Consider the following 22,496-nt stretch of genomic DNA (forward strand, 5'->3'; position numbering starts at 1 on the left):
CATTCGTTGACGCGCGTGCCGCCAGCAATGTGCCGCACGTCAAGTCCGCCACGCCGGCTTCAAGCGGCCGGTTCGCCGGCCGGCGCCTTTGCCTGCGTGATCAGCGCGTCGACATCGGGCCGCGGACGGTCCGGGATGACGGCGTTGCAGTGGCCGATATGGACGATCGCCGCCATCCGCTCATGCGGCGCAAGGCCGATGATCGCCCTGCCCTGGGCATCGTCGCAGAACCAGCCGGTCACCCAATTGGCGGCAAGGCCCTGGGCGGTGGCGGCGGTGACAAGGTTCATCGCCACCGCGCCGGCCGACAGGAACTGCTCCCATTGCGGGATCCGGTCATGCTCGGCGGCGGTGGAGACCACGCCAACGGCCACGGGCGCGCGGGCCAGCCGGTTGCGCTCGCGTTCGCGCTCGTCCTCGCGCATCGGCCCGTTGCGACGCTCGGCGAGCGCAGCGAGCCTTTCGCCGATGGCGCGGCCCGCTTCCGGCCGGTAGACGATGAACCGCCATGGCTCGAGACGCCCATGGTCGGGCGCACGGGCCGCGATCCCCAGGAGCCGGCGCAACTCGGCCTCGGTCGGGCCGGGACCGGTGATCTGCGTCAGCGGCACCGAGCGGCGGCGCTCGAGAAAGGCAAGGACGGTTTCATCGGCGGTGCGAGCGGTTTCGGCAGACATGGGCCCTCCTGTGATTTGTCTCCGATATGCGACAGCGGCCTTGAAATTGCCACCCGATTGGGCTTTCAGTTCGGCACCGGAGGGTTTCGTGACGACATTTTCGCGTGTTTCACGTTGTGCGCGCGCCATGGTGGTGGCGGGGATGGCCGGACTGGTCGCGGCCGGGCCGACGCAGGCGCAGGATGAGCAGGAACAGCAACAGGCGGTCGAGCCGCTGAGCTATGCGCCGGCCGAACGCGTTGCGCCGCTGTTCGGCGTCACATCGGGCGAGTTGCTGCTCGATGCACGCCTGACCGAGCAGAGCGCACCGCTTGCCGACGGTATGGTGTGGCGCATCTTCGGCGCCCAGAGTGGCCCCGATGGCAAATTGCCGCTGATCGCCGTCGCCCGCGGCGGGCCGGCGCGCTTCCAGCTCGAGACGGGCAGCTATCTCATCCATGGCGCCTTCGGCCGGGCGGCGGCCAGCGCGCGGATCGATCTGGGCGCGGAAACGGTGCAGAAATCCATGGTTCTGAACGCCGGCGGGCTCAAGCTCGAAGCCATGCTGCCCGATGGCGGCGAAGTGCGGCGCTCCAAGCTCAGCTTTGACATCTTTACCGCCGGCGACAGCGGCGAGCGCGAACTGATCCTGCCCGACGTGCCGCCAGGGCGGACGATCCGGCTGCACGCGGGCACCTATCACGTGGTTTCCGACTACGGCGAGGTCAATGCGACGATCCGGGCCGACCTGCTCGTGGAGGCCGGACAGTTGACCGAGGCGTCGATCGAGCACCGGGCCGCGCAGGTGACGCTGAACCTGGTGCGCTCGGAGGACGGCTATCCGCTGGCGGACACGGCATGGTCGGTGGTCGGCGTGTCCGGCGAGGTCATCGCCGAGCATGTGGGCGCCTATCCGGAAATGGTGCTGGCCGCCGGCGACTACACGGTCATCGCCAAGAATCGCGACAACATATATCAGCGCGACATCACCGTGGAAGCGGGCAAGGACGTCACCGTGCGCGTCATCGCCAACGGCGAAAACGCGACGGCGGCGCGATGACCGCTAGCCACACGGGGCGTTGCGCGCTTGCTCGCCATGGGCGCGGGAGGCGCGGCGCGGGTCGAGCCGGAACACGCTGTCATGCAGGTGCTGCAGCAGATCCTTGCGGTCGGTGTATCCGGCCAGTTGATCCCAGGGCATGACTTCGCCGATCCAGGCCTTGATCTGCTTGCCGTAAAGGCGCTGGAATTCGCGGATGAGCAGCGAGGTTCGCAATGTCAGCGAGAACTGGCTGACAAGATGGAACAGGCGGCCGTTCTGACCCTCGAAATAGACCGGTATGACCGAGGCCTTCGCCGCCTGCACGAGCCGAGCCACGAACATCTTCCACGGCAGGTCCTGTGCACGGCCGAGCCCCTTGGGGGCGGTCGCCACCCCGCCGGAGGGAAAGATGATGATCGTCACCCCTTCCTTGAGCAGGCGCAACGCTTCCTGGCGCGTCTTCAGGTTCAGCGCGAGCGCCTCCTTGGTCTCCTCGAAGGAGACCGGCAGCGAATAGGGCCGGAGTTCGGGCACCTTGAGCAGATCGTTGTTGATGATCACGCGGAACGGCCGGCCGAGCCGTTCGGCCAGCGACAGGAACGCAATGCCGTCTCCGATGCCATAGGGATGATTGGCAATCATCACCAGCGGCGTATCGGGCAGATCGCGCGGCGGCCACGGCCCGCCGGCATCGAGCCTGACCTCGATCAGGTTGAGCATCTCGGTGAAGACGCCGTCCTGCTTGCCGAAGATCTCGCTGCGCCAGAACTCGTAAAGATCGGCGAGGCGGTCGCGGCCCGACATGGTTTCGACGGTCCGGATCACCCAGCGCTTGATCGGCGGGTCCGTCGGCCGCGCATAGGTCAGTTCGGCGAATCTTACATTGCGTGTCATCGTCGTCGCTGGCCCGGACATTGCTTGCCGTGAGGGGACATTAGCAAGTTGCGCAACGCCTGTCTGCCCAGACAGGTTCAAGCCCAACCGACCGGACTACGCAGCGGCCGGGCGGCCGGATCGCTCGGCCCGGCGGCGAAGATCGGGCGGCAGCGCCTCCTGCTGGAGCGCGGCGAGCGCTTCGTCAAAGCCCAGCACGGTCTGGTCGCGCGAGCCCAGCCGACGCATCGACACCGTGCGTTCTTCGGCCTCGCGCTTGCCGCAGACCAGGATCACCGGCACCTTGGTGACCGAGTGTTCGCGCACCTTGTAGTTGATCTTCTCGTTGCGCAGATCGGTTTCGACCTTCAGCCCCGCCCCGCGCAGGGCCTGTGCGATCCGCTCGGCATAGGCGTCCGCCTCCGAGGTGATGGTGGCGACCACGACCTGCACCGGCGACAGCCATAGCGGCAGATGGCCGGCATGGTTTTCCAGAACGATGCCCAGAAAGCGCTCGATCGACCCGCAGATCGCACGGTGGATCATGACGGGCTGCTTCTTTTCGGAATCGGAGTCGATATAGAACGCGCCGAAGCGTTCGGGCAGGTTGAAGTCGATCTGCGTGGTGCCGCATTGCCATTGCCGGCCGATCGCATCGCGCAGGGTGTACTCGAACTTCGGACCGTAAAAGGTGCCCTCGCCCTCGTTGATCCCAGTGGTGATGCGCCCGCCCGATTCGGCCTGCATGCGGCCGAGCACGCGGCGCAGGATCTCCTCGGCATGGTCCCACATGGCGTCGGTGCCCACGCGCTTTTCGGGCCGCGTGGCGAGCTTGACCAGCACCTCGTCAAAGCCGAAATCGCGATAGACCGACAGCATCAGCTCGTTGATCTTCAGGCATTCGGCCTCGAGCTGGTCTTCGGTGCAGAAGATGTGCGCATCGTCCTGGGTGAAGCCGCGCACGCGCATCAGCCCGTGAAGCGCGCCGGACGGCTCGTAGCGGTGCACATTGCCGAACTCGGCCATGCGGATGGGCAGGTCGCGATAGGATTTCAGCCCGTGCTTGAAGATCTGCACGTGACCGGGGCAGTTCATCGGCTTGAGCGCGAACACGCGCTGATCGGCAGCGGGGTCGTCGGGATTGGTCAGCGCATGGGCCGATTTCACCGCGAACATGTTCTCCTGGTACCAGCCCCAGTGCCCAGAGGTCTCCCACAGGGCGGTGTCGAGCACCTGCGGGGCGTTGACCTCCTCGTAGCTGCCTTCGAGGCGGCGGCGCATATAGGCGATGATCGCCTGAAAGACGCGCCAGCCCTTGCCGTGCCAGAACACGGTGCCCGGACCCTCCTCCTGGAAGTGGAACAGGTCCATCTCGCGACCCAGGCGCCGGTGGTCGCGCTTTTCGGCCTCCTCGATCATGTGCAGATAGGCATCGAGCTGCTCGCGGCTCGCCCAGGCGGTGCCGTAGATGCGCGAGAGCATGGCGTTGTCGGCATCGCCGCGCCAATAGGCGCCGGCCACCTTGGTCAGCTTGAAGGCATTGCCGATCTGGCCGGTGGAGACCATGTGCGGTCCGCGACACAGGTCGAACCATTCGCCCTGGCGGTAGATCTTGACGTCCTCGCCCTCCGGGATCGCATCGACGAGTTCGACCTTGTAGTGCTCGCCCATCTCGCCGAACACCTGCCGGGCCTTGTCGCGCGGCCAGACCTCCTTCTCGAAGCGTTCGTTGCGCCTGATGATCTCGGCCATCTTCTTTTCGATCTTCGGCAGATCGTCGGTGGTGAACGGTTCGTTCTTGGCGAAATCGTAGTAAAAGCCGTTTTCGATCACCGGCCCGATGGTGACCTGGGTGCCGGGCCAGAGCTCCTGCACGGCCTGGGCCATGACATGGGCGGCGTCGTGCCGGATCAGCTCGAGCGCACGCGGGTCCTCGCGCGTGACGATCTCGACGGCACCGTCCTCCACCGGATCGGACAGGTCGCGCACGCTTCCGTCGATCGCGATGGCAACGGCCTTCCTGGCGAGCGACTTGGAAATCGAGGCGGCGACCTCGGCGCCCGTCGTGCCGGCGCGATAGCCGCGTTTGGAGCCATCTGGGAATTGCAGGGAAATCTCGCCGGAAGCGGCCATGATCGTCTCTCCTTTCCAGTCCCGCCAACACATGCGGGTGGTTCTGTTGCACCGCGCAGATAGGGGTTTCGGGCCAGGGCGTAAAGATGCTTGATGAGGCCAATGGCGCCGTGCGCGAGACCCATGGCGGGCAAGGGAGGGACAATGGAACAGGCAATCGAGCAGACCGTGGACAATGGCCTGTCGCCGATGTGGTTCGAGGCGATCCTGCATCGGGTGGCCCTTGGCGCCGAAATCGCGGGCGTCACCGCGATCATCCTGGGCGCGTTGTGGGCGTTCGTCCGCGCCGGCCGGGACTGGGCCGACGCCGATCGCAGGGCGCAGGCCTATCACACCTTCCGGCTCACTCTGGCGCGCGGTATCCTGCTCGGTCTGGAATTCCTGGTCGCCGCGGACATCATCGGGACGGTGGCGTTCGACCCGACGCTTCAAAACCTCTCCGTGCTCGCCGTGATCGTGCTGATCCGGACCTTCCTGAGCTTCTCGCTGACCATGGAGATCGAGGGCCGGCTGCCCTGGCGGGAAAAGTGAGCATCGAGACCGCGGCCGAACGCATTAACGCGGGAACGAAGCGGGATCGCCAGCCGTTGGCCGACGGTGGAAACCGCAAGGAGGTTCGACATGGTGGACGAGGCGACCGAACATATGGGCGAGACCAAGCCCATGGCCAACCACGATCACGACATGGTTCATGAAGTGAGCAAGCGGCTCGATGCGGTCTGGCGCTACGACCAGTACATCGCCAATGCCGAAGGACAGGACCGGCTGCGGCAATACTGGATGGACGTCAAGAACCAGGACCTGAAGAACATCGAGACGCTCAAGGAACTGATCAAGGCGCATGCCAACAAGGGCTGCTTCTGAGCGGCGTGCCCGCGCCGGCATCGGCCGGCCCGCCGCGGCCGGCGAGCCGGTCAGGCCCGCATCACCAGCAGCACCGCCGCCAGCGCCGCGAGGATGAGGACAGCGACGATCGCGGCGATGATCGCGACCGGGGCAATGGCGTCGTAACGCCTCTTGCGTGCCGGTTCGCGGCGATTGCGGTCGCTGCCCGGGTCCGCAACGGCTTCGGGGCGTTGCCGGGTTTCGGCCCGGTGGGCCATGTCGACCTGGCTCGGCGTCGGCGGCGCGCCGGCGGCCTCGGCGTCGGTTCCGAGCGGGGCGGCGGCTGGATCGGGATAACTGACCTTGTCCCCGGTCCTGCCGGTGTCGATGTCGTGCCGCAGCCGGTCGGCGGTTGGCTTGTCGTCGGTCACCATGGTGCTCCCTGCGCGATCGATCCGAAGCAGGAACCCGGCGCATGGCGCACCGTTCCATCGGCCTCATGGGCAGTCCGGCGGCCAGCAGTTCGGCCCGCCCCCAGACATGGCTTGAGCGCCGCGATCAGAAAATGAGCTAAAAATGGTGCGGCCGAGAAGACTCGAACTTCCACGGGTTGCCCCACAGCGACCTCAACGCTGCGCGTCTACCAATTCCGCCACGGCCGCACGCCTTGGCAAACCGGCTCTCGCCGACCCGGTGCCGATAGCAAAGGCGGATTCAAACCACAAGGGCCAAGCGGGGCGAATCGCTTCATGAAGGCCGACTTGCATCGGTCGGCGCGATGGGCCATCTGGCAGCGATGAGCCAGGCACCCAGCATGGAAGGACCCCGAACGCGCGGCGATCTGCCGGGCCTGTTTCATCCCGTGCCCGGCGCGCCGCCGGTGCAATGGCGGATCGCCGAAGGGCTGACCGGCTACCAGCAGGCGCTCGCCGTCATGGAAGCGCGCGTTGCCGCCATTCATGGGGGCTACGCGCCCGAACTGGTCTGGCTCGTCGAGCACCCCCCGCTCTACACGGCCGGCACGAGCGCCGATTCCTCCGACCTGACCGATCCGGAACGGTTTCCGGTCTACCGGACCGGACGCGGCGGCCAGTACACCTATCACGGGCCGGGCCAGCGCGTGGCCTATGTCATGGTCGACCTCAAGCGCCGCCGGCAGGACGTTCGTGCCTTCGTTGCGGCGCTGGAAGCCTGGGTGATCGGCACGCTCGACCGGTTCAACGTGCATGGCGAGCGACGCGAGGACCGCGTCGGCGTGTGGGTGCGGCGGCCCGAGCGCGCCGGCCCCGTGCCCGGCACGGCCGCCGAAGACAAGATCGCCGCCATCGGCATCCGGCTGCGCAAATGGGTGTCGTTCCACGGCGTTTCGATCAATGTGGAACCCGACCTCGATCACTATTCGGGCATCGTGCCGTGCGGGGTGAGCGATTATGGCGTCACCAGCCTGGTCGATCTCGGCCTGCCCGTCACGATGGCCGATCTCGACCTGGCGCTCAAAGCCGAATTCGAAACCCGTTTCGGACCGGTCGGCTGAGGTCAGGCGAAGAGCAGGCCGACGCTCCAGACCAGCACCGCGGCGTGCGTGAGGGACACCGCCGCAAGACCTGCGGCAATGGCCACGCGTTCGGCGCCGCTCATCGCCGTCAGCGGGCGCTTCGGCCTGACGCCATTGCCGGCGGTCATCACGCTGAGCACCGCGATGACGAGGCCTGCGACCAGCATCAGATGCAGCGGCACGCCGAGCGCGATGCCCGTGGCGACCATGCAGATGAGCAGGGTCGAGGCGGCCACGCCCTGGCCGAGCCTTGAGGCAAAGAGTTGGCGGATCACCTGCCCGCCATCGAATTTCCACACCGGCGCCAGGTTGCCCAGGTTGAACAGCGCGCAGATGAGCGCGATGACGACCAATGCCCGGGCATGGAGCGGTTCGAGCCCCGCGGCAAGGAGGCTGTGCGCGGCCATCAGCGTGGCGGCCAGGAAGGCCGAGAAGCCCGCGCCCATGAGCGCGGCGAAACCGACCTCGAAACGCGTGTCATAGGGCCGGCCGCCGAGCGCCAGCCCGCCGAGCACGGGAATGAAGATCATCCGCGCGCTGCGATGGCCCATCAGGCGGAAGGCGGCCATGTGGCCCAGTTCGTGCAGCGCGACAACCGCGGTAAGCGTCGCCGACAGGAACAGGCCGAACGCATCGAGCCCGAACAGTGGCCACAACAGAAGCGCCGACACGCCGGCCATGGCCAGTTGGGTCGACGGACGCTCGAAGACGCCGCCCTTGACGAAGCGGCCCGTTTCGGCCCAGATCTTCAGCTTGCCGGCCATGCGCCGCAGCGCGAAGAAGCGAAACACGAAGAAGGCGGCACCCCGGTAGGTGTCGGTCTCGCACAGCATGACGCGGCAGCGCCCGCCCGGCAGCGGCGCGATCGCCACCTCGTAGCGATGGTTGCGCCAGTGGCTCTGGTCGAGGGCGCTGTCGGCGGTATAACGCATCCGGAACCCATGCGGCGCCACGACGTCTTCAAGGGCGAAATCACGTTCGATCGGCTTGCCGTCGCGGCCCTCATGGGCGGTGACGATCCGGCCGGTTCGCGCATCGCCGTCCAGCGGCCGGACATGGGCGATGGCCCCGTTCCAGCCCGCATCGGCGCCGAAGGGGTAAAGCGCCCGCCAGACGCGTTCGGCGGCGCAATCGACGAGCACGCTCGCGCCCACCGAGCGCCGGCCGAGCGGCGCCGCCATGACGAACCAGATCAGGCCAACGGTCAGGGCAAGACCGAAAAGGATGAACACGGCGGGCTCCGCTTGCAGGGGGCCAATCCTAACCCCGAACCGTTGCGAGAGTGTTGCCGGCCCACGGTGCGGCGGCTATTCGAACTCCATGATCACCGCGTCGACGGCCAGGCTGTCGCCGGCCCGCGCATGGATCGCGGTGACGGTGGCGTCACGTTCGGCGCGCAGGACGTTCTCCATCTTCATCGCCTCGATGACGGCGAGCGTGTCGCCGGCCTGAACCTTCTGGCCCGCCTCGACATGAAGGGAGACGACAAGGCCCGGCATCGGGCACACAAGCGCGCGCGAGGTGTCGGCGACCGCCTTTTCGGGCATCAGCGAGGCCAGGTCGGCGACATGCGGGGGCAGGACGTGCACGTCGAGGCCATGGCCGCGCCAGTCGATGCGGCAGCCATTGGCCCTGGGGCGGATCTGGGCGGTGACGGCGCGGCCGCCGACCTCGCCCCGCCAGAGCGGATCGCCGAGGCGAAAGTCGGTCGATACGGCGAACGGCGGCATGTCGCCGACGGTGACATGCATGCTCGTGCGCTCGCCAAGCACCGGATCGGCAATGGCGACATCGAGCCACGCCGTGTCCAGTTTCGCCACCCAGCGCGAGCGGATGCGGCCCGAATGGGGCGCGATGCGCCCGGCATGGCGGTCGAGCCGGTCCTTGCGGATGATCTCGATGGTCACCGCGATCGCCGCCACAATGCGCTGCGCCTGGGCATCGGGCGCGGGCGGGGCGAAGCCGTCGGGATATTCCTCTGCGATGAAGGCCGTCGTCAGACACCCGTCCCGCCAGCGCGGATGGGCCATGAGCGAAGCCAGAAACGGCATGTTGTGGGCAATCCCGTCGATGACGAAACCGTCCAGCGCCTCCGACATCGCCTCGATCGCCGCCGGACGCGTCGGCGCCCAGGTGCACAGCTTGGCGATCATCGGATCGTAGAACATGGGAATTTCGGCGCCGGCGAACACGCCGGTATCGTTGCGCACGACGAGCGCGTCTTCGCAGCGCTCGGCCGGCGGCTGATAGCGGGTCAGCCGGCCGATCGAGGGCAGGAAGCCGCGCATCGGGTCCTCGGCATAGACGCGGCTTTCGATCGCCCAGCCTTCGAGCCCGACATCGTCCTGCGCCAGCGCCAGCTTCTCGCCGGCAGCGATACGGATCATCTGCTCGGCCAGGTCGAGGCCGGTGACCAGTTCGGTCACCGGATGCTCGACCTGCAGCCGCGTGTTCATCTCGAGAAAATAGAAGTTGCGGTCCTTGTCGACGATGAACTCCACCGTGCCGGCGCTGCGATAGTCGACGGCCCTTGCCAGCGCGACGGCCTGCGCACCCATCGCCGCGCGCGTTTCCTCATCGAGGAACGGCGAGGGCGCCTCCTCGATCACCTTCTGGTTGCGCCGCTGGATCGAGCATTCGCGCTCGCCAAGATGGATGCAGTTGCCGTGGGCGTCGGCGAGCACCTGGATCTCGATATGGCGCGGCTCCTCGACGAACTTCTCGATGAAGATGCGATCGTCGCCGAAACTCGATCCGGCCTCCGATTTCGACCGCGCAAAGCCGTCGCGCGCCTCCGCCTCGGTCCAGGCGATGCGCATGCCCTTGCCGCCGCCGCCGGCCGAGGCCTTGATCATCACCGGATAGCCGATCCGGTCGGCGATAAGCGCGGCCTCGTCGGCATCGGCGATCAGGCCCATATGGCCCGGCACGGTGGACACGCCGGCCTTTGCGGCGATCTTCTTGGAGGTGATCTTGTCGCCCATCGCCTCGATGGCGCTGGCGCCGGGACCGATGAAGACGACTCCCGCCGCTTCCAGTGCCTGGCAGAAGGCGGCGCGTTCTGACAGGAAGCCATAGCCGGGATGGACGGCCTGCGCCCCCGTTGTCTTGGCGGCCTCGATGATCGCTTCGATGCTCAGATAGCTCTCGGCGGCCGGCGGCGGGCCGATCCGCACCGCCTCGTCGGCCATCTGTACGTGCAGGGCCTCGCTGTCGGCGTCCGAATGAACCGCCACCGTCGCGATGCCCATGCGCCGCGCCGTCTTGATGACGCGGCAGGCGATCTCGCCGCGATTGGCGATCAGGATCTTGTCGAACATGGCCGGCTCGCCCGTCTTGCTATGGTTCTTGTCCCGGCCTTGTTAGCGAAAACGCGTGGCAGGGCAATCACCTGTTCGGCCTATGGGCCGCACGGCGGCACCGGGCGCGGGCGCGGGTCCGGCCACGCGGATCAGGCGACCTTGTCCATCAATGGCGCCAGCGAGGGATGCAGGTCGGGCGATTCGGCCTTCAGAAAGCGCAGCAGCGCCTTTTCGTTCTCGTGCAGGATGCCGTCGCGACCGATCCGCTCGGCGATCCACTCGGCCTCCCGGGCATCGATCACCTCGGCGGCGGCGTTCGCCGCTTCGAAGGCCTCGTTCGACCGGCGCCAGCCTTCCTCCAGGCCGCCCTTGCCGGTGACGGCGTCGACATAGCCGCGAAGACCGCCGGCGAAGACGCGCGAGAAGAAGCCGGCGACATCGACCGAAGTGTCGTCGAGCCAGGCCTGGCGGCGCAGTGCCTGCTTGCGGTCCACCGGCACGTGCCGCGTGGCGGCCATCAGCGAAAAGCCGATCGCCTTGACGAACAGATCCGACCAGGCCGGATCGTTGTCGGCTTCGACGGTCGCATCGTTGATCTCGAACAGCACCTCGGCCTCCTGGCGCGAAATGCCGGCATGGCCGTCGCCGCCAAAGGCGTAGAGAATGCGGCGCAGCATCGCCACGTCGTCGGCGGTGACCACGCCCGGCCGCGCCATCCGGCCGCCGGCCAGCGGGCCCTGGCCGGTGACGACCACATGGGCGATCTGGCGCAGCGCGAAGGCGCTCAGTTCGGCCGGCATGGAGCGCGCCTTTTCCATCACATTGACCAGCAATTCGACCTCGGTGCGCGTATCGACCACGCCGTCGGTCGCGATCGCCCTGATCAACCAGTCGGCATTGTGCTCGGAAATATAGCCCCGAGGCGGCTCCTGATTGACGAGATAGTCGGTCAAGGCCTCGACGAAGAACGTAACCCATTCGGGCGCCCGGTCGCGGCAGGACCGGTCGAGCGCGAACAGGGCCTCGGCCTCGGCCCGGCTGACGACGCCGTCGCCGAAGACCTCAAGGCGCAGGGTCAGCACGTCCGCCTCGGTGATGCGATTGCGCGCGACCATTCCGGACATCGGCGCCTTCAGGACCAGTTCACCCATCGTCTTTCTCCGCACCGTGGGGCATATGCGTGCCCGTTGAACCGTGCCAGAATAGGCCGGCCGGCTTGAATTTGCCCTAAACGGCATGGTTAAGGCCGGGTTGCCCGCTTTCCCGCCGCCACAGGAAGGACACAGCCGATGGCCGACGCATTGGCCCAGGCCTATGAGGCCGCCCTCCGGCACGAAAAGGCCGGCCGCATCGATCAGGCCGCCCGGCTCTACCGGCGCTGTCTGGCCCTCGATGCCGAAGATCGGTGCGGCGCGGCGATGCGCCTGGCCTCGATGGGCGCGGCACAAGCGCCCGACAAGGCGCCTGACGCCTATGTCGCCACGCTGTTCGACCAGCATGCCGAACGCTTCGACGACATCCTGACCGGCGCGCTCGGCTATGCGGTGCCGATGCAGGCGGCGCAATGGCTGGCCGACAACGCGCCCGGCCCCTATCGCCGCATGCTCGATCTGGGCTGCGGCACCGGGCTTGCGGGGCTGATGCTGATGGAGATGTGCGCGCATGCCACGGGCGTCGACATCTCGCCGGAGATGGTCGACAAGGCCGACGAACGCGCGGCTTATGACGCGCTCTATGTCAACGAGGCGGTGCATTTCCTAACCGAATGGGCGCGCGGCGACGATCGGGAACATGCGCCGTTCGACCTGATCGTCGCCACCGACGTTCTGCCCTATTTCGGCGCGCTCGAGCCGCTGTTCGACGGCGTCGGCGCCAATGCGGCAGCGGACGCGCGGCTGGTCTTTTCCGCCGAGACGCTGCCCGGCCTTGACCATGAGAGCGCGGCATGGGCCATCACGCCGCATCAGCGGTTCGCGCATGGGCCGCACTATCTTCAGGCGATGTGCGCGCGCGCCGGCTTCGCCTCGATTGAGCACCTGGCGCCGATCACCGTGCGCAGCGAGCAGGGCGCGCCGATTGCCGGCTATCTGGTGGTCGCCGCGCGCGGTCGGTAGCCGCGCAGCATGGCGCGCTTGGCGCCGTGGCCGGGGACCTTCTCCACGGCAAAGCCGGCGCCCTCAAGGTTGCGACGCACCCAGCCCGCGGCCGTGTAGGTCGCGAACGTGCCGCCCGGGCGGGTGCGCCCGAACACCGCGCTCATCAGTTCGGCCGACCACATTTCGGGATTGCGTGCCGGCGCGAAGCCGTCAAGATACCAGGCATCGGCCCTGTCCCGCCAGGCCGGCACGGTCCTCCCCGCTTCGCCGGTGAGGAGCGTCAGTTCGGTCCACGCGTCCAGCGCAAGTGTGTGCGGTTGGTCCGAAAGGGGCGGCCAGTGTGACAGCAGCACCTCGCACAGCGGCGCAAGGTCCGGCCAGCGGCCGATGGCGCGGCGGATGTCGCCGGCCGCCATGGGATAGGCTTCAAAGGAGACAAAGCGCAGGCGCTGGCCGGCCCGGCGCGCAATCCGCCATTGGCGCCAGGTCTCCAGCAGGTTGAGCCCGGTGCCGAATCCCAGTTCGGCGATCACGAAATCGCCGCCAACCGCCCAGCGTTCGGCCAGCCGGTTGTGACCGACGAACACATGGGCGGTCTCGGCGCGGCCGTCCTCGCGCGCATAAAAATGGTCGCCAAAGCGCGTCGAAAACGGCATATCGCCGTCGATCCAGTCCAGTCCGTCTTCCGTGGGTTCGTCCATTGTCCGCCCTTCGCCCGCATACGCCCGATATCGCCGTCATCGGCGCCGGCGTGGTCGGGCTGTGGTGCGCGCTGATCGCCGCCCGGCGCGGCGCCACCGTGACGCTGATCGAAAAGCGCAAATGCGGCGCGGGCGCAAGCGGCGGCGTGCTCGGCGCCCTCATGCCGCACCAGCCGGTCGGCTGGAACGCCAAGAAGCAATTCCAGCTCGACGGCCTGTTGTCGCTGCCCGGTCGGATCGCCGACCTCGAGCGCGCAACCGGTGTTGACTGCGGCTATCGCCGCGTCGGCCGGCTGATGCCGATCGCGCATGCCGAAAAACGGCGCCAGAGCGCGCAATGGGCCTATGGGGCGCGCCGGAACTGGCCGGAGGGCCTCGACTGGACCGTCCTGGAGGGCAATCCGGCACCGGGCTGGCTGGCCGACACGGTGCCCGTCCATGGCTGCAACCGCGATACGCTGGCGGCACGCCTGTACCCGCGCGGGCTCGTCGGCGCGCTCGGCGCGGCGGTCTCCGCCATGCCGAAGATCCGAATCAAGGAACAGGCCGAAGCGATTGATGTCGCCGATGAAATCGGGCTTTTCGATGGCGCTGTGCTCGCCCCGGGCGCGACGATCCTGGCCGCCGGCACGGGCAGCTTCCCACTGGTCGATCCGGCCGATCCGCACCGCATCGGGCGCGGCGTCAAGGGCCAGGGGGCGCTGCTGGCGCCGGCTGCGCCGGTCGATCCGGGCCTGCCGATCCTGTTCGACCGGGGCGTTTACGTGATCGCCCACGACAGCGGGCATGTGGCGGTGGGCTCGACGTCCGAGGACAGCTACGCCGCGCCGGAGACGACCGACAGCCAGCTCGACGCGCTGATCGACAAGGCCAGCGCGTTGTGCCCGGCGCTGGACGGGGCGCGCATCGCCGAGCGCTGGGCCGGCGTCAGGCCGCGCGCGGCGGGCCGCGAGCCGCTTGTCGGCCCCCTGCCCGGCCGCGCGCGCCTCGTGCTCGCGACGGGCGGGTTCAAGATCACATTCGCCATCGCCCATCTGATGGCCGAGGCGGCCGTCGCCCTTGCCGCCGGCGAGCCGCCCCCGCAGGCTCTGCCCGCGGCGTTCCTGCCCGAAAGCCGGCTGAGGGAGACGTCACTCACGCCTCCTCGATCCGCTTGAAGAAGCGCGCACTATCGGCCCGTATCGCGTCCTTTCTTTCGTCCTTCATCCGGTCGAGCGTGCCGTACATCATGGCCATGCGCCGATTGCCGGCAAAGCGCTGGCGGTTCTCGATCAGGAAGTTCCAGTAAAGGTAATTGAACGGGCACGCTTTCGGCCCGGCCTTCCTGTTGACGCTGTACCGACAGCCGCCGCAATAATCGGACATGCGGTCTATGTAAGCGCCCGACGACGCATAGGGCTTGGTGGCGAAAAGGCCGCCGTCGGCGAACAGTGCCATGCCGACCACATTGGGCATTTCCACCCATTCATAGGCATCGTGATAGACGATCAGAAACCACTCCTGGACCTGGCGCGGATCGAGGCCGGCCAGGAGCGCGAAATTGCCGATCACCATGAGCCGCTGGATGTGGTGGGCATAGGCGTTTTGTCGCGTTTGCCCAATGGCCTGGCGCAAACACTTCATGTGCGTCTGGCCGGTCCAGAACCATTGCGGCAGTTCGCGCGTCGCCGCAAGCGCGTTGGCCTCGCCATAGCCGGGCATGTTCAGCCAGTAGATGCCGCGCACAAACTCGCGCCAGCCAATGATCTGGCGGATGAACCCCTCGACCGAGTTGAGCGGCGCGGCGCCCGCGCGCCAGGCGGCCTCGGCCTTGTCGCAGCATTCGCGCGGATCGAGCAGGCCGACATTGAGGAGCGCGGACAGATGCGAGTGATACATCAAGGCCTCATCGCTCATCATCGCGTCCTGATAGGCGCCGAAATCGGCCAGCGCATGGGTGACGAACCAGTTGAGATAGCGCGTCGCCTGCCGGCGCGTGACCGGATAGGCAAAGGGCTCAAGGTCGCCGAAGTGATCGCCAAAGCGCGCTGCGACCAGATCGAGGACCTGCTGCGTGGTCTCGTCGACCGACCAGTGGGGCCGGTCCGGAAAAGACAGGCCGTCGGCCGGCGGCGCCCGGTTGTCCCGATCGAAATTCCAGCGGCTTCCGGCGGGCTCCCCGCCTTCCATCAGAAAGCCGGTACGGCGGCGCATCCGACGATAGAAGGTCTCCATGCGCAGCGACTTGCGGCCCTTTGCCCATGCGGCGAAATCGTCGCGCGTCGCGATGAAGCGGTCGTCGGTGCGGATTTCGACGTCGACGTCGAGTTCGCGCTGCCAGTCCTTCATCATCTGCAGAACGCGCCATTCGCCCGGCTCCGTGACGACCACGCGGTCGGGCCCATGGCGCTCGACCGCCTGCCGCAGCGCCTGTGTGAACGAGCTGACGCGATGATCGGGATCGTCGAGCTGCCGGTAGTCGACCTCGAAACCGTCATTGCGCAGATCGTCCGCATAATGGCGCATGGCCGCAAAGATGAAGGCGATCTTCTTCTTGTGATGGCGCACATAGGTCGCCTCGTCGTCGACCTCGCACATCAACACGATATCGCCGTCGCGATCGGCATCGCGCAGCGTGGCGATGTCGCGCGAGAGCTGATCGCCCAGAATGAAGCGCAGCGCGCGCGCCATGACCGCGCTCAGCCCTTGGTGCGCAGCGTCGACCGGCCGCCATCGACACCGATCACCTGGCCGGTGATCCAGGCGCCCTGGTCGGTCAGCAGCAGGCGGGCCAGTCCGGCAATGTCGGCGGGCGCGCCAAGGCGCGGAATGGCATGCATGCCGGCGATCGCTTCGGCCATCTGGCCCGACCGTGTCATCGGCTTGGCAAGCGGCGTGTCGGTCAGGCTCGGCGCGATGGCGTTCACGCGCACATGGGGGGCAAGCTCGGCCCCCAGCGAGCGCGTCAGCCCCTCGACCGCGCCCTTGGCCATGGCGACCGAAGCGTGGGCCGCGAAACCCTGGGCGACCGCGACGGTCGAGAACAGCACGACCGAACCGCCCTCGCCGGCCTTCAGCGCGTCGACCGACGCCCGAATGACGCGCGCGGCGCCGAGCGCGTTCAACCCAAAGTCTGCCAGGTAGTCGTCATCGGTGAGCCGGCCGAACGGCTTGAGATTGATCGTGCCGACGGCATAGACCAGCCCGGCAATGTCATCGCCGCCCGCGGCCGCCGCCGTGGCGACAGCCGAGGGGTCGTTGACGTCGGCGACGCTGTGCGCGACCCCCAGTTCGGCCGCGAGCTCCTGCAGAGCCTGGCCGTTGCGCCCGACCAGATGCACCGCGTGGCCGGAGCGAACGAGCTCGCGGGCGATGGCGGAGCCGATGCCGCCATTGGCGCCGTAGATCAAATACATGCCCAAATTCCTTCCTTCTTGCTCGGGCGCCGGGTCGGGGACGATCCGACGAACCGCGCACTCCGGTGCGACCTAGCGGGCGATGCGGAAGGTCAAGGCAAAGATCGGCGCGCGGTTTGCGCGCGGCGATGCGGCCGAACCTGGTTCGGGTCACGGCGCATTGCCGAAACCAAGGCCGCAATGATGGGTCTGTCCATACCCAGGATCAGCCAGCGCGCGGCGATGCCCATCGACTCTCAAACGCTCTTGTCGCTCGCCGTCGCCACGGTGGTCTACATCGCGTTGACATGGGTGCGCGAGCGGCGCTTTCCGAGCACGAGACTGCTGGCGGTGTTCATGGTCACGGTGCTCGCCGCGCTCATTGTCGTCGACCTCGTCTTGTGAGCCCGCAAACGAAAAGGCCGGCGCTGGGCACCGGCCTCCTTTTCGGTTCGCCGAACGGGTCGTTCAGCCGGCCTTGTCGGTCTGATCCTTGTCGGTGACTTCCTCGTCGGTCTTGCCCTTGGCGGAAGCCGTCGCCTTCTTGCCCGCCTGCTTCTTCGGGGCGGCCTTCTTCTCTTCGGACGTGTTCGAATCCGCCTTGGCCGCCTCGTCCTCCTCGTCATCGGCCATCAGCTCTTCCTTGCTGACGGTCTTGTCGGTGACGTCCACCTCGGTGAGCAGGTGATCGACGGTCTTCTCCTCGAAGATCGGGGCGCGCAGATTGGCCACCGCATCGGGGTTGTTCTGGAAGAACTCGTAGATCTGGCGCTCCTGGCCGGGATACTGGCGCACATGGGACATGACCGCCTGCTGCATCTCGGTTTCGGTTACCTCGACGCCGGCTTCCTCGCCGATCCGCGACAGCACCAGCCCGAGCCGCACGCGCCGCTCGGCGAGCTTGCGGTATTCCTGCCGCGCCTGGTCCTCGGTGGTGTCCTCGTCCTCGAAGGTCCGGCCGGCCTGCTCGAGTTCGCGCGTGATCTGCGACCAGATGTTGTTGAACTCGGTCTCGACCAGCTTTTCGGGGCTTTCGAACCGGTACATCTCGTCGAGCGCATCGAGCAGCTGGCGCTTGACCTTCTGACGGGTCATGTTGCCGTACTGGCCCTCGATCTGCTCGCGGATGATGGTGCGCAGGCGCTCGATGCTCTCGATGCCGAGCTTTTCGGCCAGTTCGTCATTGAGCTCGATCGGCTCCGCCTTCTCGACCTTGACGACATTGACCTCGAAGACCGCTTGCTTGCCGGCCAGGTGGGCGGCCTGGTAATCTTCGGGAAAGCTGACGGTCACGGTCACGTCGTCACCGGCCTTGACGCCGACGAGCTGTTCCTCGAAGCCGGGAATGAACTGGCCCGAGCCGAGCACGATCTGCGCGCCCTCGTCGGCGCCGCCCTCGAACGCCTCGCCGTCGATCTTGCCCAGATAGTTCATGGTCACGCGGTCGCCATCGGCCGCCTTGCCGTCCTTTTCGGACCATTCGGCCGCCGACTGGGCGACGCGCATGACCTGCTCCTCGACCTCCTCGTCGGCGATCTCGACGACCGGGCGGGTGATCTTGATCGACGAATAGTCCTTGATCTCGATCGGCGGCATCACCTCGTATTTCAGCGAGAACTCGAAATCGCTCTCGCCCTCGAGCACCTTTTCGGCCTCGCTCTCGTCCTCGGTCATGTCGATTTCGGGCGGGGTGGCCGAACGTTCGCCTCGGTCGGCGAGCACCGAACCGGGCGTGTCCTTGATGATCTCGTTGACGATCTCGGCCATGAACGACTTGCCATACATCCGCCGCAGATGGCTGACCGGCACCTTGCCCGGGCGGAAGCCGTTCAGGCGCACGCGCGGCTTGGCGTCGTGCAGCCGGTCGGTCAGCTTCGCCTGAAGGTCGGTCCTGGGAACGACGACCTTGATTTCGCGCTTGAGCCCTTCATTGAGGGTTTCGGTGACCTGCATGTTCAAACCTTCATGTCTGCCGGCGCGGGGCCCGTCATGGCCAACCGATCGCGCCCTTGATCTCGACCTCGCTGGATGGCGAATTGGTGCGGATAGAGGGAGTCGAACCCCCACGCCTTGCGGCACCGGAACCTAAATCCGGCGCGTCTACCAGTTCCGCCATATCCGCACGCGGGACATACCGGAGCATGCCGCCAGTGGCGCGCTCTATACCACCCTGACCGGGCGGTTCAAACGAAAAAGCACCGCGCTCACCGGTCAATAGAGCGGTTCGGTGACGATCACCTCGCCGCCCTGGCGCAGCGCCTTGATCTGGGCGGTGCCGGTCGCGTCGACGGCGAGCACCACTTCGGTAAGCTGGCCATCGCGCATGTTCGTTTCAAGCTCGGGCGCGCGATGCTCGTTGGTGTAGAACCGGTCGATGCCGTAATCGACGGACAAATTGACCGTCTGCGCGCTGGCATAGTTCGCGGTGCCCCGCAAGAAGACACCGCCCGGCGGCGGTTCGAGCGATACGCGCACCGGTTCGAATACGCCATCCGGCCCCGCCTCGACGCTGACATAGACCGTCAGGTCGCGTTGCGCATCCACGCCCTCGAGCGCCGCACGCAGCGGGTCGAGCGCCGGGCCCTCGATGCTGGCGGCCTCATAGCCGAGCCGGACATAGCGCCCGCGCAGCAGGTCGCGCGGGTCGACCGGCGCGGTCCTGAGCACGACCTCCTGCCCCTGGCGAAGAATGCGGGCGCGATCCGCGATCATCCATGCCAGCATGGCGCACAGGGCGAGCGTGGCGATCAGTGCGCCGGGCAGCACGAAGCGTTTGGTGGATGCGGCACGCTCAGCCATGGTCATGCTCCCGGCGGGCGGAACGGAAGCGCCGTTCGGCGACATAGATCACAAGCGCGATCGCCGTCAGCGTCAGGCCGACGGCGAAGAAGAAGCCGGCGGTGCCGAGCAGCGTGGCGACCGTTTCGGCATAAAGGAACAGGGTCTCGCCCACGAACAGCACATAGCCGGCATAGCGGATCGGCCGCGAACGGGCGCCATGGGCGAAAAGGGCAAACAGGGCGAAGGCCAGCGTCATCGGGCCGACGACGATCAGCGGCAGCAGGTCGCCGGCCTCGGTATGCAGCGCGAAAAGGGCGAAGACGCCGAGGCCGAACGCGGCACCGGCACGCGGCCGGCGCAGGCCCGGCACGCCGCGAAGGCGGCCAGGGGCGACCCGTTCGGCCCACAGCACCGCCACCGCGAGCGCCAGCGCGATCAGCCAGATCGCCAGCCGGATCGCATCGGGCAGGCCGTCATAGGCGTCGATGACGGCCTCGATCACCGCGCCGGCAAAGGGCAGAAGTCCGACCACGAAGGCGGCAATGGCGGCCCACCTGACCCACCGCGCGGCCATCAGCGTGCCGAGCCCGTAGCCGGCCGCGCAGAACAGCGCAAACCCGGCGAAGACCGGCGTGAGCAGATTGTCGGGCTCCGGCGTTTCCAGATACCACCAGGCGGCCGCGCCCAGCGCGAAAAGGGCGAGCACATGGCTGCGCACGCACAGCGCGGCAAGGCCCAGCCCGGCGGCGAAGCCAAGCATGGCCTGGCCGACATCGCCGGGCAAATGGTACATCTGGCCGACCAGGGCGACACCGCCGACATAGGCCGCGCCGCCGACGAAATAGAATGCCTCCTCAAGGCGCAGATGCCGGCCATGATCGCGCAGGCGCACCACCGCCCCGCCAACCAGACCGGCGCCGATCAGCACCATGACGCCAGCCACGCGTGCAAGCCGCGGGATGGCCTCCCAGTTGGCCGAGATGAACATCAGGATCGCCGCGGCAAACGAAAGCGCGGCGAAACCGGCCACGATCCGCAGAAAGGAAAAGCGCCGGGCCGGCCTTTCGGTCGCCACCGAGAGCGAACCGCGCACGTCGTCAAGAAGGGTTTGCGCGACGTCATCGGAAACGACGCCGCGGCGCTGCCAGTCCTTGATCTGGTTTTCCAGATAGCTCGCCATGCCGGACCGGATTAATGCCTTTTTCTCAACGGTTTACGCAATCACGCCATGTTACGGACCGGTTACCAACAGGGCGGAATTGTGCAATGCAAAATATGCATGGATGCCATGCACAAATCGCGGTTATCAGCGGCACCGGGCGGGCCTATATCGGGCTCGCAACGAACAACAAACCGGATCACACCGGAAGTCAACGGAAAGGACAACGCCATGAACCTGACACGCTCGTTCGCCCAGTGGCGCAAGGCACGCAAGACCTACAACGAGTTGAGCCGTCTTTCGACGCGCGAGCTCGACGATCTGGGTATTGCACGCGGCGACATCGCCGAAATCGCCCGCCGCTCGGTGCGCTGAATACCGATGGAATTCGTCCGCCGGCCTTCCTCCTCCCGGGCCGGCGCGACGATGAAGGGGAGCGGCTTCCTCCCGGCCGCACCTTCTCATGGAACACCTGCCGTCCTCCCCGGCAGGTGTTTTTTTGTGTCCGACAGGGGCGCGGGAGACGTGTTGCCGGCCTCCGGGCCGTGCGCTAGTTTCGCGCCATGAGCGATGCTCCCATTCATGTTGTCGGCGGCGGCCTGGCCGGTTCGGAAGCGGCCTGGCAGATCGCGCGCCAGGGCGTACCGGTGGTGCTGCACGAAATGCGCGGGGTTCGCGGCACCCAGGTGCACAAGACCGACGCGCTGGCCGAACTGGTGTGCTCGAATTCGTTTCGCTCCGACGATGCCGAACTGAACGCGGTGGGCCTTCTGCATGCCGAATTGCGGCTGGCCGGCTCGCTGATCATGGCGAGCGGGGACGCCAACCAGGTGCCGGCCGGCTCGGCGCTGGCCGTCGACCGCGACGGCTTCGCCCGGCAGGTGACCGAGGCCATTGCGGCCCACCCGCTCATCACCGTGGTCCGCGAAGAGGTGACCGGCCTGCCGCCAGCGCAATGGGGCTCGACGATCATCGCCACCGGTCCGCTGACCGCGCCGGCGCTGGCCGAGGCCATCGCCGCAGAAACCGGCCAGGACGCACTGGCATTCTTCGATGCGATCGCGCCGATCGTTTATGCCGACACGGTCGACACCGACATCGCCTGGTTCCAGTCGCGCTACGACAAGACGGGGCCCGGCGGCACCGGCAAGGATTACCTGAACTGCCCGATGGACAAGGCGCAGTACGAGGCCTTCATCGACGCGCTGCTCGGCGGCGAGACGACCGATTTCAAGGACTTCGAGGGCACGCCCTATTTCGACGGCTGCCTGCCGATCGAGGTGATGGCCGCGCGCGGGCGCGAGACGCTGCGCCACGGCCCGATGAAGCCGATGGGACTGACGAACGCGCACAAGCCCGACGAAAAGCCTTATGCCGTCGTGCAGCTGCGCCAGGACAACGCGCTGGGCACGCTCTACAACATGGTCGGCTTCCAGACCAAGCTGCGCTATGGCGCGCAAAAGGACATCTTCCGGCGCATACCGGGGCTGGAAAACGCCGAATTCGCCCGGCTGGGCGGGCTGCACCGCAACACCTATCTGAACTCGCCGGTCCTGCTCGGGCCCGACCTTTCGCTGCGATCGCGGCCCGATATCCGCTTTGCCGGACAGATCACCGGCTGCGAGGGCTATGTGGAATCGGCGGCGATCGGACTTCTTGCCGGGCGCTTCGCGGCGGCGCAGAAGACGGGCCAGCCGGTCGAACCGCCGCCCCAGACGACGGCCTTCGGCGCGCTGCTGGCGCATATCACGGGCGGCCATCTGGTCGCCGAGGACGAGCCGGGCAAGCGCTCCTTTCAGCCCATGAACATCAATTTCGGCCTGTTTCCGCCGCCGCCCGAGGGGGCGATGCGCAAGCCCGACGGCTTTACCGGCCGGTTCCGCGGCAAGGACAAGGCGCTGGCCAAGAAACGCGCGCTGACAGCGCGGGCGCTTGCCGATTGCCGCGCCTGGCTGGGAACCGGCGCGCTGGAAGCGGCGGAGTAGCCGGTCCGCGGCGC

General features: G+C 67.2%; 22 protein-coding genes and 2 tRNA genes. 9 read left to right on the top strand and 15 right to left on the bottom strand.

Annotated features, from left to right (window positions below):
* Positions 1-59 precede the first annotated feature (59 nt).
* Complete coding sequence (locus RBB34_RS03740; protein WP_306117850.1) at positions 60-677, bottom strand: nitroreductase; 618 nt, start codon at positions 675-677, stop codon at positions 60-62.
* Between the two features lie 88 nt (positions 678-765).
* Between RBB34_RS03740 and RBB34_RS03745 the strand changes: the two genes are divergently transcribed.
* Complete coding sequence (locus tag RBB34_RS03745) at positions 766-1,716, top strand: hypothetical protein (RefSeq protein ID WP_306117851.1); 951 nt, start codon at positions 766-768, stop codon at positions 1,714-1,716.
* A 3-nt stretch (positions 1,717-1,719) separates the two neighbouring features.
* On the opposite strand, the gene RBB34_RS03750 is transcribed toward RBB34_RS03745, so the two are convergent.
* Both RBB34_RS03750 and thrS read right to left on the bottom strand, forming a co-directional pair.
* Positions 1,720-2,592, bottom strand: a complete 873-nt coding sequence (locus RBB34_RS03750; protein ID WP_306117852.1) for a lysophospholipid acyltransferase family protein — start codon at positions 2,590-2,592, stop codon at positions 1,720-1,722.
* A 96-nt stretch (positions 2,593-2,688) separates the two neighbouring features.
* Positions 2,689-4,704: a threonine--tRNA ligase gene (gene thrS / locus RBB34_RS03755; RefSeq protein WP_306117853.1), complete on the bottom strand. Its 2,016-nt coding sequence runs from the start codon at positions 4,702-4,704 to the stop codon at positions 2,689-2,691.
* 144 nt (positions 4,705-4,848) lie between these two features.
* Here thrS and RBB34_RS03760 point away from each other — a divergent pair, with 144 nt between their 5' ends.
* On the top strand, positions 4,849-5,235 hold the full coding sequence (locus RBB34_RS03760; RefSeq protein ID WP_306117854.1) for a DUF1622 domain-containing protein: 387 nt from the start codon (positions 4,849-4,851) through the stop codon (positions 5,233-5,235).
* A gap of 90 nt (positions 5,236-5,325) precedes the next feature.
* Positions 5,326-5,568 carry a hypothetical protein gene (locus RBB34_RS03765; RefSeq protein ID WP_306117855.1) on the top strand — a complete coding sequence of 81 codons (243 nt, stop codon included), beginning with the start codon at positions 5,326-5,328 and terminating at the stop codon, positions 5,566-5,568.
* 50 nt (positions 5,569-5,618) lie between these two features.
* Here RBB34_RS03765 and RBB34_RS03770 read toward each other — a convergent pair whose 3' ends face one another.
* Together RBB34_RS03770 and RBB34_RS03775 are read right to left on the bottom strand one after the other, a co-directional pair.
* Positions 5,619-5,960 (bottom strand): hypothetical protein, encoded by a 342-nt coding sequence (locus RBB34_RS03770; protein WP_306117856.1) that lies wholly within the window; start codon positions 5,958-5,960, stop codon positions 5,619-5,621.
* A 146-nt stretch (positions 5,961-6,106) separates the two neighbouring features.
* A tRNA-Leu gene (locus tag RBB34_RS03775) sits at positions 6,107-6,191 on the bottom strand.
* Positions 6,192-6,343: 152 nt separating this feature from the next.
* Between RBB34_RS03775 and lipB the strand changes: the two genes are divergently transcribed.
* A complete protein-coding gene (gene lipB / locus RBB34_RS03780) occupies positions 6,344-7,063 on the top strand; it encodes a lipoyl(octanoyl) transferase LipB (protein ID WP_306117857.1) in 720 nt (239 codons plus the stop codon).
* 2 nt (positions 7,064-7,065) lie between these two features.
* Here lipB and RBB34_RS03785 read toward each other — a convergent pair whose 3' ends face one another.
* The 3 genes from RBB34_RS03785 to RBB34_RS03795 all read right to left on the bottom strand — a co-directional run bounded on the left by RBB34_RS03785 (position 7,066) and on the right by RBB34_RS03795 (position 11,537).
* On the bottom strand, positions 7,066-8,316 hold the full coding sequence (locus RBB34_RS03785; RefSeq protein ID WP_306117858.1) for a site-2 protease family protein: 1,251 nt from the start codon (positions 8,314-8,316) through the stop codon (positions 7,066-7,068).
* Positions 8,317-8,391: 75 nt separating this feature from the next.
* Positions 8,392-10,404 (bottom strand): acetyl/propionyl/methylcrotonyl-CoA carboxylase subunit alpha, encoded by a 2,013-nt coding sequence (locus RBB34_RS03790; protein ID WP_306117859.1) that lies wholly within the window; start codon positions 10,402-10,404, stop codon positions 8,392-8,394.
* Between the two features lie 131 nt (positions 10,405-10,535).
* Positions 10,536-11,537, bottom strand: coding sequence for a hypothetical protein (locus RBB34_RS03795; RefSeq protein ID WP_306117860.1), 1,002 nt, complete (start codon positions 11,535-11,537; stop codon positions 10,536-10,538).
* Positions 11,538-11,675: 138 nt separating this feature from the next.
* Here RBB34_RS03795 and RBB34_RS03800 point away from each other — a divergent pair, with 138 nt between their 5' ends.
* Positions 11,676-12,500, top strand: coding sequence for a methyltransferase (locus RBB34_RS03800; RefSeq protein ID WP_306117861.1), 825 nt, complete (start codon positions 11,676-11,678; stop codon positions 12,498-12,500).
* On the opposite strand, the gene mnmD is transcribed toward RBB34_RS03800, so the two are convergent.
* Positions 12,470-13,183 carry a tRNA (5-methylaminomethyl-2-thiouridine)(34)-methyltransferase MnmD gene (gene mnmD / locus RBB34_RS03805; protein ID WP_306117862.1) on the bottom strand — a complete coding sequence of 238 codons (714 nt, stop codon included), beginning with the start codon at positions 13,181-13,183 and terminating at the stop codon, positions 12,470-12,472. The two genes, RBB34_RS03800 and mnmD, sit on opposite strands and share 31 nt — an antisense overlap.
* On the opposite strand from mnmD, the gene RBB34_RS03810 reads away from it, so the two are divergent.
* A complete protein-coding gene (locus RBB34_RS03810) occupies positions 13,183-14,340 on the top strand; it encodes an FAD-dependent oxidoreductase (protein WP_306117863.1) in 1,158 nt (385 codons plus the stop codon). The genes mnmD and RBB34_RS03810 overlap by 1 nt on opposite strands.
* Here the strand turns inward: RBB34_RS03810 and RBB34_RS03815 are convergent.
* Entirely contained in the window at positions 14,318-15,853 is a 1,536-nt protein-coding gene (locus RBB34_RS03815; protein WP_306117864.1) for a cryptochrome/photolyase family protein, read from the bottom strand. The two genes, RBB34_RS03810 and RBB34_RS03815, sit on opposite strands and share 23 nt — an antisense overlap.
* 8 nt (positions 15,854-15,861) lie before the next feature.
* Positions 15,862-16,584, bottom strand: a complete 723-nt coding sequence (locus tag RBB34_RS03820; protein WP_306117865.1) for an SDR family oxidoreductase — start codon at positions 16,582-16,584, stop codon at positions 15,862-15,864.
* Positions 16,585-16,761: 177 nt separating this feature from the next.
* Here RBB34_RS03820 and RBB34_RS03825 point away from each other — a divergent pair, with 177 nt between their 5' ends.
* Positions 16,762-16,962, top strand: coding sequence for a hypothetical protein (locus RBB34_RS03825; RefSeq protein ID WP_306117866.1), 201 nt, complete (start codon positions 16,762-16,764; stop codon positions 16,960-16,962).
* A 63-nt stretch (positions 16,963-17,025) separates the two neighbouring features.
* Here the strand turns inward: RBB34_RS03825 and tig are convergent, their stop codons facing one another.
* From tig to RBB34_RS03845, 4 genes are all read right to left on the bottom strand, one after another.
* Complete coding sequence (gene tig, locus RBB34_RS03830; RefSeq protein WP_306117867.1) at positions 17,026-18,510, bottom strand: trigger factor; 1,485 nt, start codon at positions 18,508-18,510, stop codon at positions 17,026-17,028.
* Between the two features lie 84 nt (positions 18,511-18,594).
* Positions 18,595-18,679 (bottom strand) — tRNA-Leu (locus RBB34_RS03835).
* 89 nt (positions 18,680-18,768) lie between these two features.
* Positions 18,769-19,356 (bottom strand): GDYXXLXY domain-containing protein, encoded by a 588-nt coding sequence (locus tag RBB34_RS03840; RefSeq protein ID WP_306117868.1) that lies wholly within the window; start codon positions 19,354-19,356, stop codon positions 18,769-18,771.
* The gene (locus tag RBB34_RS03845; protein WP_306117869.1) at positions 19,349-20,518 is read right to left on the bottom strand and encodes a DUF2157 domain-containing protein; all 1,170 of its coding nucleotides are present in this window, start codon (positions 20,516-20,518) and stop codon (positions 19,349-19,351) included. The genes RBB34_RS03840 and RBB34_RS03845 overlap by 8 nt, the downstream gene beginning before the upstream one ends.
* A gap of 210 nt (positions 20,519-20,728) precedes the next feature.
* On the opposite strand from RBB34_RS03845, the gene RBB34_RS03850 reads away from it, so the two are divergent.
* Both RBB34_RS03850 and trmFO read left to right on the top strand, forming a co-directional pair.
* Positions 20,729-20,872 (top strand): DUF1127 domain-containing protein, encoded by a 144-nt coding sequence (locus RBB34_RS03850; RefSeq protein ID WP_306117870.1) that lies wholly within the window; start codon positions 20,729-20,731, stop codon positions 20,870-20,872.
* 188 nt (positions 20,873-21,060) lie between these two features.
* On the top strand, positions 21,061-22,482 hold the full coding sequence (gene trmFO / locus RBB34_RS03855; protein WP_306117871.1) for a methylenetetrahydrofolate--tRNA-(uracil(54)-C(5))-methyltransferase (FADH(2)-oxidizing) TrmFO: 1,422 nt from the start codon (positions 21,061-21,063) through the stop codon (positions 22,480-22,482).
* Positions 22,483-22,496: the final 14 nt, after the last annotated feature.

It is taken from the genome of Roseitalea sp. MMSF_3546 (assembly GCF_030732865.1).
In the GTDB taxonomy this organism is placed as follows: domain Bacteria; phylum Pseudomonadota; class Alphaproteobacteria; order Rhizobiales; family Rhizobiaceae; genus Roseitalea.